The sequence below is a fragment of the Fibrobacter sp. UWH6 genome (genome assembly GCF_900142465.1).
In the GTDB taxonomy this organism is placed as follows: domain Bacteria; phylum Fibrobacterota; class Fibrobacteria; order Fibrobacterales; family Fibrobacteraceae; genus Fibrobacter.
The window spans coordinates 113,580-129,985 of record NZ_FRAX01000003.1; the positions used below are offsets into that span (position 1 = coordinate 113,580).

General features: G+C 50.1%; 14 protein-coding genes. 4 read left to right on the forward strand and 10 right to left on the reverse strand.

Translation table 11 applies throughout. From position 1 onward, the window contains the following. Positions 1-6 precede the first annotated feature (6 nt). The 5 genes from BUB73_RS17170 to BUB73_RS03940 form a co-directional block, all read right to left on the reverse strand. On the reverse strand, positions 7-1,629 hold the full coding sequence (locus BUB73_RS17170; protein WP_175547631.1) for a hypothetical protein: 1,623 nt from the start codon (positions 1,627-1,629) through the stop codon (positions 7-9). A gap of 141 nt (positions 1,630-1,770) precedes the next feature. Further along, positions 1,771-2,532, reverse strand: coding sequence for an RsmB/NOP family class I SAM-dependent RNA methyltransferase (locus BUB73_RS03925; RefSeq protein WP_073156971.1), 762 nt, complete (start codon positions 2,530-2,532; stop codon positions 1,771-1,773). Positions 2,533-2,658: 126 nt separating this feature from the next. Then, positions 2,659-3,930 carry an argininosuccinate synthase gene (locus tag BUB73_RS03930; protein ID WP_073156974.1) on the reverse strand — a complete coding sequence of 424 codons (1,272 nt, stop codon included), beginning with the start codon at positions 3,928-3,930 and terminating at the stop codon, positions 2,659-2,661. Between the two features lie 50 nt (positions 3,931-3,980). Beyond that, the gene (gene mtgA, locus BUB73_RS03935) at positions 3,981-4,919 is read right to left on the reverse strand and encodes a monofunctional biosynthetic peptidoglycan transglycosylase (RefSeq protein ID WP_073283771.1); all 939 of its coding nucleotides are present in this window, start codon (positions 4,917-4,919) and stop codon (positions 3,981-3,983) included. Next, positions 4,919-6,025: a CHC2 zinc finger domain-containing protein gene (locus BUB73_RS03940; protein WP_073156979.1), complete on the reverse strand. Its 1,107-nt coding sequence runs from the start codon at positions 6,023-6,025 to the stop codon at positions 4,919-4,921. The genes mtgA and BUB73_RS03940 overlap by 1 nt, the downstream gene beginning before the upstream one ends. 97 nt (positions 6,026-6,122) lie before the next feature. Here BUB73_RS03940 and murB point away from each other — a divergent pair, with 97 nt between their 5' ends. Together murB and BUB73_RS03950 are read left to right on the forward strand one after the other, a co-directional pair. Then, positions 6,123-7,052 carry a UDP-N-acetylmuramate dehydrogenase gene (murB, locus tag BUB73_RS03945; protein WP_073234596.1) on the forward strand — a complete coding sequence of 310 codons (930 nt, stop codon included), beginning with the start codon at positions 6,123-6,125 and terminating at the stop codon, positions 7,050-7,052. A gap of 2 nt (positions 7,053-7,054) precedes the next feature. Next, entirely contained in the window at positions 7,055-9,805 is a 2,751-nt protein-coding gene (locus BUB73_RS03950) for a TIGR02171 family lipoprotein (protein ID WP_073234593.1), read from the forward strand. On the opposite strand, the gene BUB73_RS03955 is transcribed toward BUB73_RS03950, so the two are convergent. Together BUB73_RS03955 and BUB73_RS03960 are read right to left on the reverse strand one after the other, a co-directional pair. Then, a complete protein-coding gene (locus BUB73_RS03955; protein WP_073283774.1) occupies positions 9,797-10,243 on the reverse strand; it encodes a VanZ family protein in 447 nt (148 codons plus the stop codon). The two genes, BUB73_RS03950 and BUB73_RS03955, sit on opposite strands and share 9 nt — an antisense overlap. A 26-nt stretch (positions 10,244-10,269) precedes the next feature. Beyond that, a complete protein-coding gene (locus tag BUB73_RS03960; protein WP_073283777.1) occupies positions 10,270-10,611 on the reverse strand; it encodes a hypothetical protein in 342 nt (113 codons plus the stop codon). A gap of 61 nt (positions 10,612-10,672) precedes the next feature. Between BUB73_RS03960 and BUB73_RS03965 the strand changes: the two genes are divergently transcribed. Beyond that, positions 10,673-11,866 (forward strand): class I SAM-dependent rRNA methyltransferase, encoded by a 1,194-nt coding sequence (locus BUB73_RS03965; protein ID WP_073156995.1) that lies wholly within the window; start codon positions 10,673-10,675, stop codon positions 11,864-11,866. A gap of 51 nt (positions 11,867-11,917) precedes the next feature. Here BUB73_RS03965 and BUB73_RS03970 read toward each other — a convergent pair whose 3' ends face one another. Continuing rightward, positions 11,918-13,375 carry a family 16 glycosylhydrolase gene (locus BUB73_RS03970; RefSeq protein ID WP_073234981.1) on the reverse strand — a complete coding sequence of 486 codons (1,458 nt, stop codon included), beginning with the start codon at positions 13,373-13,375 and terminating at the stop codon, positions 11,918-11,920. Positions 13,376-13,524: 149 nt separating this feature from the next. Next, the gene (locus tag BUB73_RS03975) at positions 13,525-14,928 is read right to left on the reverse strand and encodes a tetratricopeptide repeat protein (RefSeq protein WP_254795001.1); all 1,404 of its coding nucleotides are present in this window, start codon (positions 14,926-14,928) and stop codon (positions 13,525-13,527) included. Positions 14,929-15,124: 196 nt separating this feature from the next. Between BUB73_RS03975 and BUB73_RS03980 the strand changes: the two genes are divergently transcribed. Next, positions 15,125-15,328 carry a hypothetical protein gene (locus BUB73_RS03980; RefSeq protein ID WP_073157004.1) on the forward strand — a complete coding sequence of 68 codons (204 nt, stop codon included), beginning with the start codon at positions 15,125-15,127 and terminating at the stop codon, positions 15,326-15,328. 82 nt (positions 15,329-15,410) lie between these two features. On the opposite strand, the gene BUB73_RS03985 is transcribed toward BUB73_RS03980, so the two are convergent. Continuing rightward, entirely contained in the window at positions 15,411-16,403 is a 993-nt protein-coding gene (locus tag BUB73_RS03985) for a GSCFA domain-containing protein (protein ID WP_073283781.1), read from the reverse strand. Positions 16,404-16,406 lie beyond the last annotated feature (3 nt).

Consider the following 16,406-nt stretch of genomic DNA (forward strand, 5'->3'; position numbering starts at 1 on the left):
ACGAACCTAGAACGCGAGAATAATACCGGCAGTCAACAAACCAATACCGATAGCACCAAGACCGGCAGCAATACCGCCCTTGACGTCACCAGAACGATTCAGACTATGGTTGTCCTTGACCATCTGGCGGGTATCGTCACTATCAAATGCAGAGAGCTTGGTGTAAGCCTTCTTCTTGGCAGCAGCGTCGCTCCAGTCACGTTCGGCCAGGTACCACAAAACACCACCGGCAATAATGGGAGCGATGGAGCCCCACAGAAGGCCACGGCCAATGCGATGGTTGCTGCGAGCCTTGTCGTAGTTCTTCTGGCTTTCGATGAATTCCACATCCAGCACCGGAGTCATTTCCACGTTGACCAAGTTAGGCATAAAGGCCTTCACTTCGATGGTCACGGAAGTATCGCGGTAGCCCACCTTTCTCAGGTAAACCGTTGCGGAGGGTTGGGGCTTAATCTCGTTGACCACCACGTCGGTCACGTAATGAGGCATCACGTACTCGGTGGGCTGTTCGTTGATGTACACTTCCACCGCTTCCGGATCCGTGTTCAAGGTCAGGCGGGTCGTGGGGCGAAGCACAGGAATGCTCACCTTGTTCAGGCTATCCGCATTGATGCGCACCACGGTAGAGCCCCACCATTCTACGTCCTTCAGGACCTTCATGACAGAGATGGTGTACTTGCCCGGCTTGATATTCTTGATGGTATCGGGAGCCACCTGCTTCAGGGGGATTCCATTTACGAACAGGGAGCAGGCTTCCGGTTCAGACACCACAAGGAGGTTGGCCTTTCCGGGAGGATAAAGTTCAATCTTTTCTTCTTCGATAACAATTTCGGGCACCACGTAATCAGAAAGGGACAGGTCGATCATGACCTCATCTTCCAGGTTGTAGAGGCGCTTCAGTTCATAGCGGTAAATCTTGATAAAGGGATTCTTGGCTTCGGCTTCGATACTGTCCTGGATTTCGCGCTGGCGGATTTCTTCTTCCACCTTGGCGATTTCTTCCATTTTCTGGCGCTGATCTTCCTTGGCAAGTGCGGTTTCAAGGTCGTCACCTACACCATCGTCGGCGGGAACCTCTTCTGCAGGTTTCTCTTCGGCCTGGGCAGACATGGAGTCCTTCACCGCGTCGGTCATGATGATTTCGTTTTCCTTCTTGGGAATGACGACTTCTTCATCTTCTTCGATTTCTTCCACCTCCTGGCCATTGCTTTCCTGGAGGGCTACGGCGGCGGCATCATCCAATTTTTCGATGCGCTTCTGCTGTTTTTCGTTGGGCTTCTTCAGGTAGACCGTATCCTTTTCGATCTTCACGAAGATGGCGTCCAGTTCTGTAGAGTCACCATTGACCCAGTAGCGGACCGGGACTTCGCGAGTCTTCTTTACGGGAGCAACCGGAGCGGCAGGTGCAACAACCGCAGCGGGAACAGCCGCAGGAGCAGGAGCGGCTGATTCGGCAGACGCAGGAGCCTCGGCAGGAGTTTCTGCGGTCGTACCGGCTTCATCTGTAGACGTTTGACCTTGAGACTGAGAGGCAACCGCCTCCAAACCAGCCATGGCATCGGAAGCCTCCACACTGGGGGATTCCTGCCACACATCCTGAGAGGACATTTCATCCTGGGCAAAGGCCATTGTAGCCGCAGCCCAAACAACCAAAGAAGTTAAAATACGTTTCAACATGTAAAGAAAAATAAATAAAAAAGGGCCTTTGGCAAAAGCCAAAAACCCATAATTGTAAGAAAAAGGGAATATTCTAGATAAAAAAAGCAAACTTTAAAGAGACTTGACCAATTTAGCGCAGTAAATCGGGCCTCTTCCGTCTGATGTGTCGGGCAAAATATGCACACCGAACTCCGTACGGTCCGCGCCTGGCAAAACCTCTTCAATTTCTGCAGGCTGCATAGAAGGACGCTTCTTGAGGATCTTCTTGACCACGTCATCGTTTTCCATGGGAGAAAGGGCGCAAGTGCCGTACACAATCGTTCCGCCCGGTCGCAGGGCATCTACCGCAGAAGCCAACAGAGCCCCCTGTTCTACAGACAAACGCTTAACACGCTTCGCCGACCAAACTTTCAAATGTTCCGGAGAGTTCAGCACATGCCTGTCAGAAGAACAAGGCGCATCCAGCAGAATCTTGTCGTAGGACTCCTTCTTGTGCAGGCCAAACTTCATTCCATCATAACCAGAAATCTTGATAATGGAACGCCAGGCCTCGGGCAAAGTCTGCTCCACCACGCGCTGCAAGCGAAGTCTACGATCCGGAGAGCGGTCGTTACTTTGTAAAGAACCCTCCCCCTTCAGCATAGATGCAATCACGAGAGTCTTGCCACCCGGAGCGGCACACATATCCAGCACGTCATCACCAGGCCGCACGTTAAGCGCACGTGCCGCATAGACAGAAGCCTCGTCTAGGTAGTACGGCTCAAGGCCATCGCCAAACCTAAGTTCCATAGCCCTGCCCTCGCCCTTCAAGGACTCCAGCAAAGCCGGCCAGCGATTCCCAAACAACTTCTCGTAATAGTCAAAAAATTCCATAGGACCAAAAATAAAAATTTTCAGTTTCTCTCCAAAACAAAAAATCCCTCGGCTATTCACCGAGGGATTTTTTCTAGAAAGATTCTAGGAAGGAGTCTAGAGGGAACCATGGGGTTCCCTTTGCTACTACTTATTCGGGAGCTTCACTTCCTTACCGAACTTGACGTTGGTCTTGTTCTTGAGGAGGAGAGCGCGAGTCTTCAGCGGGAGGCCGAAGCAACGGATGAAGCCAGTAGCGTCCTTCTGGTCGTACATTTCGACATCAGAGAAGCCACCGAGGTTCATGTCGTACAGGCTGTAGGGGCTCTTCATGCCAGCCGGAATGATGTTGCCCTTGTAAAGCTTGAGGGTAACTTCACCGGTAACAACCTTGTTGACTTCGTCATAGAAGGCGTCCATGCACTGGCGGAGCGGAGTGAACCACTGACCATTGTAAACCAGGTTTGCATAGGTCATAGACATCTTCTGAGCTTCGAACAAGGTTTCCTTGTCGAGAACCAGCTGCTGCAGGCATTCGTGTGCCTTGTACAGGAGGGTGCCACCCGGAGTTTCGTAAACGCCGCGGCTCTTGAGGCCGACGAGGCGGTTTTCAACGATGTCCAGGAGACCGCAAGCGTTTTCGCCACCGATCTTGTTCAGAGTTTCGAGGAGTTCAACTGCGTCCATCTTCTTGCCGTTGACGGAAACCGGAGTACCCTTGTCGAAGCCGATGGTCACGTGAGCCGGCTTGTTGGGAGCCTTTTCGTAGGTAGCGGTATGCTTGAGCATATCGTACTTGTGTTCCTTGTCCGGTTCTTCCAGGATGCCACCTTCGTGAGAGAGGTGCCACAGGTTGCCGTCTTCGGAGTAGATCTTCTTCTTGCTGATGCCGTTCAGAGGAATCTTGCGGGCGGCAGCGTAGTCAATAGCGTCTTCACGGCTGTGGATGTTCCACTTGGAGTCCTTCCACGGAGCGATGATTTCGAGGGTCGGATCGAGAGCGGCGTAGGTCAGTTCGAAACGGACCTGGTCGTTACCCTTACCGGTTGCACCATGGGAAACAGCGTATGCGCCTTCCTTCTGAGCGATCTTCACCTGATACTTGGCGATGAGGGGGCGAGCGAAAGAAGTACCCAGGAGGTAGGTGTTTTCGTACTTGGCACCAGCACGGACGGTGGGCCATACGTAGTCTTCGAGGAATTCCTTCTTGAGGTCCAGGACGTAGCACTTGGAAGCGCCAGTTGCGAGAGCCTTCTGTTCCAGAGCCTTAGCATCCGGGAAATCGTTCTGACCGAGGTCAGCAGCGAAAGCGATCACTTCGCAGTCATAGTTTTCCTTGAGCCAGGGGATGATGATAGAGGTATCGAGACCACCGCTATAGGCGAGGACGACCTTCTTCTTGGAATCTTTCTTAGCCATTTTATTGTCCTTTTAAGAAAAAAAATTTAGACGTTGAAAATATAGCACTTTTAATGATTTTTGAAAGCCTTCGCCTTAACCTTCTTTTCGGTTGCAGGCTGTGGTTGAGCCACAGGAGTCAACGGCTGCGCAGGAGGAGCCATCAACTGCCTCAGGGAATCCACAAGAACGCTATCCTTCTTGGGGAACATATTCTGATAGATAACAGCACGGCGCTTAGCCATGAACTGGCTCTCCCTCATATTGGGGTGATGCTTTGCCGGTGCCGCAAGCATGGCGGCCAGATTGATGGCCTGGTCCAGACTGATCTTGGAGCAGCTCTTCTTGTAATAGGAAAGACAAGCCTCCTGACAACCAAAGATATCCTTGCCCCACTGGGCGTAGTTCAGGTAAAGTTCCAGGATTCGGTCCTTACCCAGTTCATGTTCCATCAACAAGGCATAGGCCAATTCCTTGAACTTACGATCAAAAGAACGCTCACCGCTAAGGAACAGGTTCTTGGCCAGCTGCTGTGTAATGGTAGAACCGCCAAACTTAGTCTTCCCGGCCATCTGGTTTGCATCCAGGGCTTCCGCAATGGCGCGAATGTCAAAACCGGGATGGAAATAAAAGCCGGCATCTTCGCTGGCAATAACCGCCTTACGCAGATGGGTGCTTATAGAATCCAGCGGTACATAGGTATGTCTGATTTGAACATTTGGATTGGAATCCCTCAAGGCTTCCATGTACTTGGAATTCTCGGGTTGAGTAACCTTCAGTTCCTCAACACTTTCATAAATGTCATAGCCGTAGATGAAGACACGATAAATCAAGTAGCTAGCCGCCACCGTAAACGCGGTAGAATAAATAATGCAGATCAACAGGGCCTGTCGGAGGATAAAGTTGATCAGTCTATAAATCCACTTGATAATGAAGGCCAAGATCCGGATGACCAGTGTACCCGATAGCCACTTGAAAAAATCTCTAACCTTTCCAAAAAACTTCTTCATCACTTCTTTCCTCCAAACCAGTCATTAATGTCCTCGCCCTCTTTCATGGCCGTCGGCAAACCCTCCATGCCTTCACCAAGAATCACACTTCGAATACCAGCCTGAGTAAACAGGTTACCGATATATTCCATACCGCTTCTCCCGGCTTCGTCATGATCAAGACAGAGAACCACATTCTTGTTCTTAAAGTAGCTTAGCCATTCCACCTTAAAGGATCTTACTCCCGGAATACCTACAGCGTTTATCTTCTGCCCCAAAAAAGTCAGCGTGTCCACACAACCTTCACAAAGGTAGACCCAGCCGGGCTTTTCATCCAGCGCCGAAAAATTATAGGGGAAGGGAACCGTAGACCTCAAGTTCATTTCCTTGGGAACCACGGAACTGTCAATCGCGCGAGACTGGAAATAGAATGCCCTGCGCTCCTTATCCAGATAGGGGAAAATCAGGGGATGCTTGTAGTAACGCAGGTTGCCCTTGTCGTTAAACAGCCCCACATACTTCAAAACCTCGACACCAAAATCCGCTTTCAGGCTGTTGTTTACCGCTTCGTAATCCGTAATGGTTCGAAGGAGCATACGGTCCCACACCGGCTTATAGATTCGACGCTTGGCCAACCAACGGGCAGCGGGAGTATTGTCTACAGGACTGAGACGTTTCAAAAAAGAAAGGACAATACGCTTGCGATCTTCTTCGGGAACAAGTTCCTTGAGATCCGGTTCAGCAGGAGGTGCCGCAGGCACACTTACCTGACGTCCATTGATTATGGTTCGCAAGCCGGGGCCATCGGAACGGGAAACGGGCTTTTGCGCATTGCCAGGCACCAGGAACGGATACTGTTCCATAAGCCAAGCCAGGGCCTCGGTAAAAGAACAATCCCGTACAATTTGCACAAGCGAAATCACATCGCCGCGAATATCATCGCAAACCCAGCAGCGGAAATACCCCCGTTCCTCAGAAACTGAAACAGAAGGAGTTCTATCTCCATGGACATGGCGCTGTGGACAAAAACAGCGGCATTTACCCCGCACCACATTCACCCCAAGGCTCTGGGCCACGGCAGTGATAGAAATGGAGGCCTTGAATTGTTTCAGTTCTTCGTTGGTCATTTAGATTATCAAAATTTAAACGTCTATAAGTATAACAAAATCACATTCAAAAAAATCAAATTTCATGCAATTCATAACCGATAACTATATTTGAGAAATGGTTATCTTAGAAAATGAACCCATGAGTAGGCACACCTCCTTCAAAGTCGGAGGAGAGGCCCGCTATTTTTTCAAGGTGGAATCCGTAGACGAAATCCTCGATGTGCGGAAACGACTGGCAGACCAGAACCTCCCCTTTTTCGTTCTTGGTAACGGAACAAACTTGTTGGTTTCCGACAAGGGATTTGGCGGCGGAATCATCACCCTGGGGAAATCATTTTCTGAAGTTCAGGATCTTGGAAATGGCAAGTTCAAGGTTGGAGCAGGCGTATCCCTCGGCGCATTTGCGCGCAAATCCATTAAGATGGGTTACAGCGGGATACACAAGCTAGCCGGTATTCCAGGAACGTTAGGTGGAGCCATCTACATGAACGCAGGCGCATACGGTCAGGAAATCTGCCAGACTTGCGTAGAAGTAGAAAGCCTTGACGCCAATGGGACCGTACATACACGAACCGCAGCCCAGTGCGACTTTGGCTATAGGCACAGCGGTTTTCAGGTTTCCTCCGACGACCGTGCCAAAGGTCAAGCTGAAATTATCTTGTCCGCAACATTCCAGTTAGAACCTGCAGAGATGTCCGGCAAAGATAGCTACACTCTGGAAACCGAAATGCAGGAGTGCATGGCCAAGCGCAAGGCAAGCCAGCCCTTAAATATGCCCAACGCAGGTTCCACATTCAAACGCCTTGACGTTGGTGCCGAAGACATGCCTCAGCAAATCGCTCCAGGCTATTACATCGAGCAGGCAGGACTCAAGGGCTACCGCATTGGCGGAGCAGAAGTCAGCACGGTTCACGCCAACTTCATTGTCAACGCAGACAACGCCACCGCTTCAGACATCAAGGCTCTTAGCGAGTACGTTCAACAAAAAGTTTTCGAAAAATTCGGAATTCAACTGAAGAGAGAAATCATTTTACTTGGGGGGTAACAATGTTGCGGTCTCTTTTTCTTCTGGCACTGATTTTTATCTGTAGCTGCACAGACACCACCTCATCTGAATCCACATTCGTAGAGGATTCAGACATTGACGGTTTTATTTTAGTTCGGGCATCAGGGTCAGACGGATTTGTAGGAACAGACGACAATTCCGCAAAGGCCAATGAACGCCCCAAAATGAAGACCACTTTCTCTTACGACTTTTCTATGGGAAGGCATGAAGTCACCTGCGGCGAATTCCGAAAAGTCATGAAGGAAGAACTGGGATCGAAGTCCCCTGTCCAGAAATGCGAAAATGATTCTCTCCCCATCGTGAACGTCACCTATTTCGACGCCATCGTCTATGCCAACGCCCTAAGCAAAAAGGAAAAACGGGATACGGCTTACACCTACACCACCAAGACCTTCGATAGCGATGGACACTGCACAAGCATTATAAATTTGGCATTGAACACCGGCGCAAACGCTTACCGCCTCCCCACCGAAGCCGAATGGATTTTTGCAGCAAACACCAGCTGGGATTTAAACAAATCCTGGAACGCCGACAATTCCGACTACAAGACTCACAAGGTCTGCAAGAAAGCCTCTGGCAGCAAGGATTTCTGCGACATGGCAGGCAATGTCATGGAATGGGTAAACGACTGGCTCGATTACCCGCAAGACACGATCATGGACAACTACGTCGGGCCTTACGAAGGCAATTCCCTTGGAGAACGCATCGTAAAGGGTGGCAGTTTTCGCAATCCCAAAAGCGCAATCAGCTTGTTCAGCCGCGGTGATGTCTACACAGTCACCTCTTCGACAAAAGCCGACTACGTCGGTTTCCGCCTCGCCTTCGGAAAGATTCCTTCGCCTTCCTGGCTAAACGGCAGCGGTCTCATGACCGAAAGCAACATCAACATGATCTTAAGCCCAGACGCAATTAAAAAGCTAACGGGAACCTACAAAACAAAACTCGTATTCCGCAACGACATTACAGAAAGACTGGTCTATATCGACTACTCCTTGACCAAGACCAAGATTGTGGAATTTTACGATACCGTTTCTGCCTATCATCCGGATATTTCCCCCGATGGGAAATACGTCGCCTACTGTACCAAGCCCGAAGGCGTTCCCGGAAAGTCTTCGATTTACGTAAGAGAGCTGAATTCCAACAACCGTACCATCCACAAATTAGACGTAGAAGCCGCTGCAATCCCCCGCTGGCAAGTATCCTCTAACGGCGATACGACTATCGTTTACGTTACCAGCCAACAAAGCAACAAGGACGAGGCACAATTCAAGTCTAATTCCACTTGGCAAGTTTCCTTTAGAGACGAGACTTTCGGCACACCCAGGAAAATCATAGACGGAGCCTACCACGGAGGCGTTAGCGTAGACCGAAAAATCGCCGTCACAGGGGCCCAGCTTTTACGAACGAAATTCGCCTACGGAAGAACTAGACTAACCAACTCTTCCAAGGATTCAATCTGGTACAACAAGGAACAGGCTTGCAACGTCAGCCTTTCTAAAGACAGCACCCGAAGAACCCTTTTCCTGGACTTCGCCTCGACCACCGGCAAAAAATTCGTTGGGAAGTCCTACCATACTCATGAAAGAATGTTCATCGCCGACAGCACCGGCAAACTGATAAAGAGCGTCGGAGCCCCCAGCAAGAAAACCTTCGATCACACCGAATGGGTTTCCAAGAATTTTGTAATTGCCTCCCTCACGAACGCAAACGAAGTACACGAAAAAATCGCCCTGGTCAATATCAAGGACAGCAGTACAACTGAACTTGTAGAAGGAGATGAACTTTGGCATCCCAGCATGTGGTTTGCTGCAAGACCAGTCCCAGATACTACAATTGACCAAGATAGCGCAGGAACCTACCTAGTAGCAAACGACGTCTGGTCCTCAGTCATCATGCGTTACAAAATGGAACTGCTCTGGAGGTACATCGACTCCATGGAAGTGGCCCTCATGGGATCATCACGTACCTTATATTCCTTAAGCCCATATCTGCTGAAAGACGATTTCTTCGCCGTAAACCTAGCCCACGCCCCCAATTCTATTTACGCCACCAAGGATTACCTCAATAAGTACATCTACAAGAATGCCAAGAAGCTAAAGTATATCGTACTTTCTATCGACATTGACTTCTGGTGGAAAACAGACGGAAAGGGCAGCGATAATTTCTTCGCCGTCAACGCTCCCAATTACCCCGGTTATGCGTACGATGCCAATCATGACTATTGGGCTAAAGGCATTCCCGCAGGTCTGTTAGACGCCACCGAAAACGGCCTCGGCGTAGAAGACGCTCACAAGTACACAACAGACAAGGGACGTCTTTTAGGAATCCCCTGTCAATCCTGGGGCGAAACCGCTGAAGTCGAAGCGGACTCCACGATTTTCGACAAGAATCCGGAGCTTCTGGAAAATTCGATGAAAGCCTTGAAGTCTATTCTCAAAACTGCCGCCAGCAAGAAAATCAAGGTCGTGGGAGTCATCTTCCCGCAGAATCCAAAGTACAAGAAGACAGGCGCTTTCGGAAGACACGGCATGAAAAGAAGCACAGCCAAGGAAGTCATCAGTCAAATCAAGAATCTGACCAAGGAATATCCGAACTTCGTCCTGCTTGACGAAAACAAGATGGGCGATCATGACTATTCCAACAGCCTGGCCTACGACAACGACCACCTCTGCAGCGAAGCCACCTACAAGATTACAGCCCGAGTGGATTCTGTACTGAAGACCCTAAAGTGATTCTTCGGAATCCGGAGATTCATCGGATTCCGTTTGGGGCAGCGGATCATAACGGTTCAGGATTTTCACAATCAGAACGTAGACGGAACCGCCAATAAGACCTCCAAGCGTATCTGCAATCAGATCCATGGCATCGCAGCTACGGCCTTCTACAAAACGCTGATGGTATTCATCAGTGCAACCGTAGGCAAGAGCCAGCAACATTACTATAACAACACGAAACCAGGTTTTAGCCGTCCATTGGCCACGAGTCCACCACATACAAAAGCACCCTGCCAAGGTGGCATATTCACAAGTGTGAGCCAACTTGTCCCAAACATGAGGGAGCCCCTCCAGTTCCGCCGAGGTCATTGACGAAAGTTTAAAGATAATCGCCATGCAAAGGATTGCAGGAATCTTACGAAAGAAAGGGTATTTTTGAAACAGGGATTCAAACATAGGTCAGTCTTATATTGAAATAAAAATCATTTTTTATAGCGTCTGCGCCATTCATCCAAAGCTTCAGCACATTCTTCAGTCTTTTTCAGTAGGACTTCGTCAAGAGATGCGGCGTCCCTCCTGGGAATATAGACAATATAGTCAGCAGAGTGTTCTCCACAGAAAACAGAATCCTCTCCAAGAGCATCTACTTCTTTCTGAAGCCTGCTGCACAGGCTTTCCATATCACGGGTAGACACGCCACTAAATTCTCCATCGTAAAAAAAGGCCGTCGGTCCTGTCGCAGACGTTCCACTATCGGAGCAACCACAAATAGCATGCAAGAGCCCAGTCAGGACCATCAGCCCCACAATGTTTTTCCTATCCATTTAACAACTTCCAAATTTTCGCGACAAAGATACATTTTATTCAATTTCTATATTTTAAAGCATGAAAGCAATTACCTTGAAAGCCGGACGCGAAAAGTCAGCCCTCCGTTACCATCCCTGGATTTTTAGCGGAGCTATCGACGAAGTGACAGGCGATCCCCAGTTGGGCGACGTCGTAGAAGTCTACAGCTACCATAGCGATTTTTTGGGCCTTGCCGCCTATTCCCCCAAGTCCCAGATTCGTGGTCGTTTCTGGACCTTTGGCGAAAAGCAGAACATCGACCGAGACTTCTTCAGCGACATTCTGGATCGAGCCATTGCCGCACGCAAGAGCCGCGGCTTCGACATCGCCGACAAGGACGTGGCATTCCGTCTGATTAACGCCGAAAACGACGGCATTCCCGGTTGCATTATCGACAAGTACGCCGACATCTACTCCGTAGAAATTCTGGCAGCCGGCGCCGAAGTGAACCGCAAGATTATTTACGAGCTGTTGGCCGAAAAGACTGGCTGCCGCGGCATCTATGAACGCTGCGATTCCGACGTCCGCAAGAAGGAAGGTCTTCCCCTCCGCACTGGCGTGGTCTACGGCGAAGTTCCCGATGAACCTGTAGTCATTAACGAAAACGGAATTCTCTTCCCCATCGACGTGAAGAACGGCCACAAGACCGGATACTATCTGGATCAGCGTGACGCCCGCCGTCGTGTTGGCGAACTGGCCAAGGGAAAGAAGGTGCTGAACTGCTTCTGTTATACAGGAGGCTTCGGCCTTTACGCCCTTCGCGGTGGCTGCGAAAAGGTTTATCAGGTAGACGTTTCCAAGGACGCTCTGGCTCTGGCCAAGGAAGGCATCATGCGCAACAAGCTTTCTACCGCCCACGCTACCCACGTAGAAGCAGACGTATTCCAGTATCTGCGTAAGTGCCGTGACCGCGCCGAGACCTTTGACTTTATCGTGCTGGACCCGCCCAAGTTCGTGGAATCCAAGGACAACTTGCAAAAGGGTTGCCGCGGGTACAAGGACATCAACCTGTTGGCCATGAAGCTTCTGGCCGAAGGCGGTATGCTGGCAACCTTCAGTTGTTCCGGCCTTATGGAAATGGACCTGTTCCAGAAGATTATCGCCGATGCCGCAGCCGATGCCCACCGTCGCGTACAAATTATCGAACGTTTCGGCCAGCCCATGGACCATCCGGTAAATACAGCCTTCCCCGAAGGACAATACCTTAAAGGTCTGCTGGTCCAGGTGATTTAAAAAATCATATAAAAACAAGAAGTCCAAGGTTAAAACCTTGGACTTTTTTTATTACTGTTTGCGGCCTCTCAAATCGAAAATTTTCGATTCCCCGGTTCCGTTTCCAAATTCCACGTAAAGCATTCCGTTCTTGCGGAAAATCCGGCTTCCATACGCGTTGCCAATTTCGCGACCTGCTACCCGAAGATTCCTAACGCCGATAGACAACGTGGAGTCCTGTTTCGTGGTATCCTGCGTTACTGTATCCTTGGCCGTTGTGTCGGCACCGGGAGCCACATATTCGCTAGGCTTCATGATGCGCCATTTCTGATTCCATTCCCAGCTATCGTTCCAGTCTTGCACCACGCGGGCACCGTCAGAGGTTGAACGCAGGTAATGATTGCTATGGAGCATCTTCAGACGGTACTGATTGCTGTACTGATTTTCAAAGACAACCTTCTGGTGATTCTTGCCGTTCCAGGCGTACACACCGGCAGTAACGCCAGGATCCGTAGTTTCGTTAGGCATTTCCAAAGTCATGTCACCAAAGTCCACACGGAAGGTATTGGCAGAACCCAGCGGCTTGATAATGGCCACAGACTTTTCATCGGCGCAGTCCCCTAGAACCAACTTCTTTTCGTCACTAGGCTGCATGCAAGTCTTGAAGGCTTCATTGTAGAAAATCACCGTATCAGGCTTTGCCGGCTTAGCCTTCCACACACGAACCCAGTCCGCCTCAAAGTAGGCCGGATTATTCGCGGTCACCTCGATGTCGTTTCCGGCCCATCCGCCCACAGCCAGGTTCACAATAATGTACTGAGCCGACAACTGCTTGATTTCTGTGGGGCGGTTATAACTGGCAAACTTCTTGTCATCAAAGTAGAAGTTCAAGTTTGACTCATCCCATTCCACCGCATAGGTGTGGAAGTCTGCGGAACGGTCTACGTTATCATCCTTGTGTCCGCCAAAAGAAGCCTCATGATCCCAGGCGGAACCATGGTCATTGTACCAGCTAGGGTTTGTATAATGCAAATAGTAATGATGCTGCTTTCGGGATGCAGGAATTTCAAGGATATCGATTTCGGGAGGCCAGCCGTCCTGCAAAGTCCAGAAGGCAGGCCAGGTTCCCTTGTGCTTGGGAGCCTTGAAGCGGCCTTCGATGTAGCCGTACTTCACCTCGAAATGGCCGCGGGTATCAATGGCCGCCGAAGTATAGTCTACGGGAATCTCCTTGCCATCAAACTTTGCGGATGCGGGAGCCTTGGGATGTTTTTTCGCCTCGGCCTTAAGCATCAGCTTGCCATCCTTGACGATAACGTTCGCCTCGTCACAATAGGCCCGGTGATTGTGAGTGTGTCCCCAGTTGTACGTGGGATTCCACTTGCTGGTGTCAAGAGTGTTGCCGTCAAAGTTGTCTTCGAAGACCAGTTCCCAACCGCTAAAATTTGCAGGGGGATCAGCCACCGCTACAACAGTCATAGCACAGGCAACGCAAGCCAGCGCCTTCAAGTTCACTCCAGAATACTTCATACCCATCCTCGCCTGCGACACCCAAAACACCAATCCCGCAGGCACACCCCAAATATAATGTCAAACCGTCTACATTCAAAGCGAAAAGATTTTCACAAACGAAAAAGCCCCCGCAAAGCGGGGACTTTTCTATGGTCTAAACAACAAACTTAACGAACGCGGCGGGGCAATTCCTTGGCGTGCTTTTCCAGCCACACGGCATCTTCCAAGGCACGTTCGGCTTCGGTAGCCCAATCGGAATCCGGGAACTGCTGGACTACTTCACGGTAGCGGGTGACAGCGCTGTGGAAATCTCTGAGTTCGCGGTAGACATTGCCAAGCTGGAGCATAGTAAAGTAGCGTTCTTCAGGATTCTGTTCCGTTTCCAGCAAAGCCTTGTACATCTGCAGGGCCATTTCATAGCTGCCGGCGCCAAAGAGCAAGTTGGCATTGGCAATGGTCGGAACAGCAGAAGGTGCGGCAGCCACATCGGACTCTTCCGTTTCTTCAGCAGCCTTAGGGGCAGAAGCCTCGACAGCCTTTTCAGACTTGTCCATCTTTTCGGCCTTCACATCCTGCTTTACTGCTTCGGCAGTTGCAATCTTTTCTTCGGTCTTGGAAGCTTCAGCCTTTGCAGCCTTGATTTCAGCCAGACGTTCCTCGGCAGCCTTGCGGTACTTGCCGTTAGGAGCAGCCTTCTTCATGTAGTTAGCCAGGAACTTCACTTCTAGGTCAGACTTGTTCATCTTCTGATAGACACAAGCCAGGAAGTAATTGGCATCATTGCCTTCTTCCTTATATTCCAGACCCTTCTTCAAGTTGAATTCGGCCTTTTCGTATTCGCCCAGCTGGAAGCGGGTCAAGCCAGCGTAGAAATAAGCACCGGCGTGGCCAGGAGTCTTCTTCAGCACTTCGCGCCAAGCCTTGGCGGCATCGGCATAATTACCTTCGGCATACAGAGCCTTACCCTTTTCAAAAGGATCGGAAGGAAGTGCCTGAGCAGTTTCTTCCTTGGCAGGTTCAGCGGCAACCTTGACCGGTTCAGCCTTGGGTTCCACCTTGGCTTCAGGCTTAGGTTCAACCTTCGGTTCGGGCTTAGCTTCGGCCACCGGTTCTGCCTTGGGAGCTTCAACAGCGACAGGTGCCGGTTCGGCAACCTTGACCGGTTCAGCGGCAGGAGCGGGTTCAACAGGAGCGGCAACCTCTTCTGCAGGAGCGGGATTATTCTTGGGATCCTTGGCGCGTTCGGCTTCGGCCTTAGCCTTCTGACCCAACGATTCATAAACCTTGGCGGCACCTTCATAGGCGGCACTCATGGCGGGATCAAACTTGTAGGCCAGTCGATAGTTAGCCAAAGCACCGCTATAGTCCTTCATCTTAACACGGACTTCTGCTGCGGCAAAATAGGCTTCGGCGTTCTTGGGCTGTTCAGCCAAAATAGAACGGTATTCACCCAGAGCCATCTCGAAGTTTCCCTGGGCTTCAAAGCGGGCGCCCTGTTCCATTCGGGGATCAGCGGCAAAGGAAAATCCGACTAGGCAAGCAAGTGCAAATGCAGAAAATTTCATATTCATACTGTCAAAAATAACATTTTCAAAACATCCCAACTCATTGACAGTCAACAAGTTACGTGATTTTACAGGCATTTTACATTTTCCCAGTTAGACAATCCCTCCTGCGTTTACCCACCCCTAAAATTTTCCCAAAATTTACATTACCCCAGCCAAAATCATGTTAGTTTTATGAACGTGGAAAAATAGGAGAACACTTATGAGCAAATTACTTTCTTACTTAATCCCGGGAATCGCCTTTGCGGCACTCCTGGTACTGGTCAACGAGACCTTGGTCCCGGCCACGCTCCATAAGGCAGACTGGTTCAACAATTTGATGGCCATCCTGTGCCTGATCAGCCTCATTGTGCCCTGCGTCATCTACTTTGTAAAGACGCCCCCCGGACGAGGCGCCCAGCCCTAGGACTTTAATATTTGTGGGGTCCGCAAATTAACAATGCAGACCTAAAAAAGAAATAGGCGAACGCATAAGCGTCCGTCTTTTTTTATAGCGAAAGGAAGTACGTCTTTTCGGCACTTAGGTCCAGCCCGGGAATCCGTTTTTCAAGATCCTGGGCAATGTCCAGATGTTTCAATGCAAACGCCTTGTTCATGGAAGAAGCCGCATCGACGATTCTGTGATTGGCGGACTTCAAAAATTTTTCAACCCGCTTGACATTTTCCCGAACAGCCTCGTCAAAATACGTTTCCTGCAGGCGTTCAAAGATGTAATCTTCCGCCACCTCGGAAAGGTGGATCATGTCGGAATCGTAAAAGCGGTAGTCCCGCAATTCATCCAGCACAATCTCGTAACTGGGGAAATATTCAACCTGCGGATTCGCCTTCACCACCTGATCCACGGCCAGCAGCAAGGAGGACTTCGAAAGATTGTTCCCGTGAGCGCCATCCTTCAGGTGCCTCAAGGGGGATACGGTAAACACCTCCTTCACGTCGGGATTCAACCGTCTCAAATTACAGACAACAGAATTAAGCGCATCAGCAGCCCGTTCTACAGAAATCAACTGACGGTCAAACAGATCTGCGTTTCGGCGATGGCAATTGGAAACCACGTTCCCGGTCTGCTTCAAGAAATACACAAAGGCGGTGCCTAAAGTTATAAACACCACGTCTGCAGACTTCAGGTACTCGCGGGCACCAAGAACAGCAGCATTCAACCCCTCGATACAGGAATTTTCATCCTTCGCAGAAAAGGAACCATGAAAGTCCCAGCAGTTCCAATTTTCACCATCCAGGAAAACATTCCCTTCCTGCACATCCCGGGCCGAATAGGTTTCGCCGTTGACAATGCGCTCCACCATATATTCGATGGAAAGGGGATTGTAGATGATCCCGAAGGGATTCACCAGAGTCCTGAATTTCAGACGGGTGAATTTTTCAGAAATGTTCTGGGCAAAACAAGAGCCTATGAAAGCAAGCTTCCTGGTGTAATCAATCCGTACCGTCGACGGAGGAATTTCTACCCGAGTTTGCAGTTCCATAGG

Bases quoted from the DNA above. Each gene is read 5' to 3' on its own strand.
- BUB73_RS17170 (WP_175547631.1), bottom strand. From the start codon at position 1,629: ATGGCCTTTGCCCAGGATGAAATGTCCTCTCAGGATGTGTGGCAGGAA.
- murB (WP_073234596.1), top strand. From the start codon at position 6,123: ATGGTTATCTTAGAAAATGAACCCATGAGTAGGCACACCTCCTTCAAA.
- BUB73_RS03985 (WP_073283781.1), bottom strand. From the start codon at position 16,403: ATGGAACTGCAAACTCGGGTAGAAATTCCTCCGTCGACGGTACGGATT.
- BUB73_RS03965 (WP_073156995.1), top strand. From the start codon at position 10,673: ATGAAAGCAATTACCTTGAAAGCCGGACGCGAAAAGTCAGCCCTCCGT.
- BUB73_RS03975 (WP_254795001.1), bottom strand. From the start codon at position 14,928: ATGAATATGAAATTTTCTGCATTTGCACTTGCTTGCCTAGTCGGATTT.
- BUB73_RS03925 (WP_073156971.1), bottom strand. From the start codon at position 2,532: ATGGAATTTTTTGACTATTACGAGAAGTTGTTTGGGAATCGCTGGCCG.
- BUB73_RS03950 (WP_073234593.1), top strand. From the start codon at position 7,055: ATGTTGCGGTCTCTTTTTCTTCTGGCACTGATTTTTATCTGTAGCTGC.
- BUB73_RS03930 (WP_073156974.1), bottom strand. From the start codon at position 3,930: ATGGCTAAGAAAGATTCCAAGAAGAAGGTCGTCCTCGCCTATAGCGGT.
- BUB73_RS03940 (WP_073156979.1), bottom strand. From the start codon at position 6,025: ATGACCAACGAAGAACTGAAACAATTCAAGGCCTCCATTTCTATCACT.
- BUB73_RS03960 (WP_073283777.1), bottom strand. From the start codon at position 10,611: ATGGATAGGAAAAACATTGTGGGGCTGATGGTCCTGACTGGGCTCTTG.
- mtgA (WP_073283771.1), bottom strand. From the start codon at position 4,919: ATGAAGAAGTTTTTTGGAAAGGTTAGAGATTTTTTCAAGTGGCTATCG.
- BUB73_RS03980 (WP_073157004.1), top strand. From the start codon at position 15,125: ATGAGCAAATTACTTTCTTACTTAATCCCGGGAATCGCCTTTGCGGCA.
- BUB73_RS03970 (WP_073234981.1), bottom strand. From the start codon at position 13,375: ATGAAGTATTCTGGAGTGAACTTGAAGGCGCTGGCTTGCGTTGCCTGT.
- BUB73_RS03955 (WP_073283774.1), bottom strand. From the start codon at position 10,243: ATGTTTGAATCCCTGTTTCAAAAATACCCTTTCTTTCGTAAGATTCCT.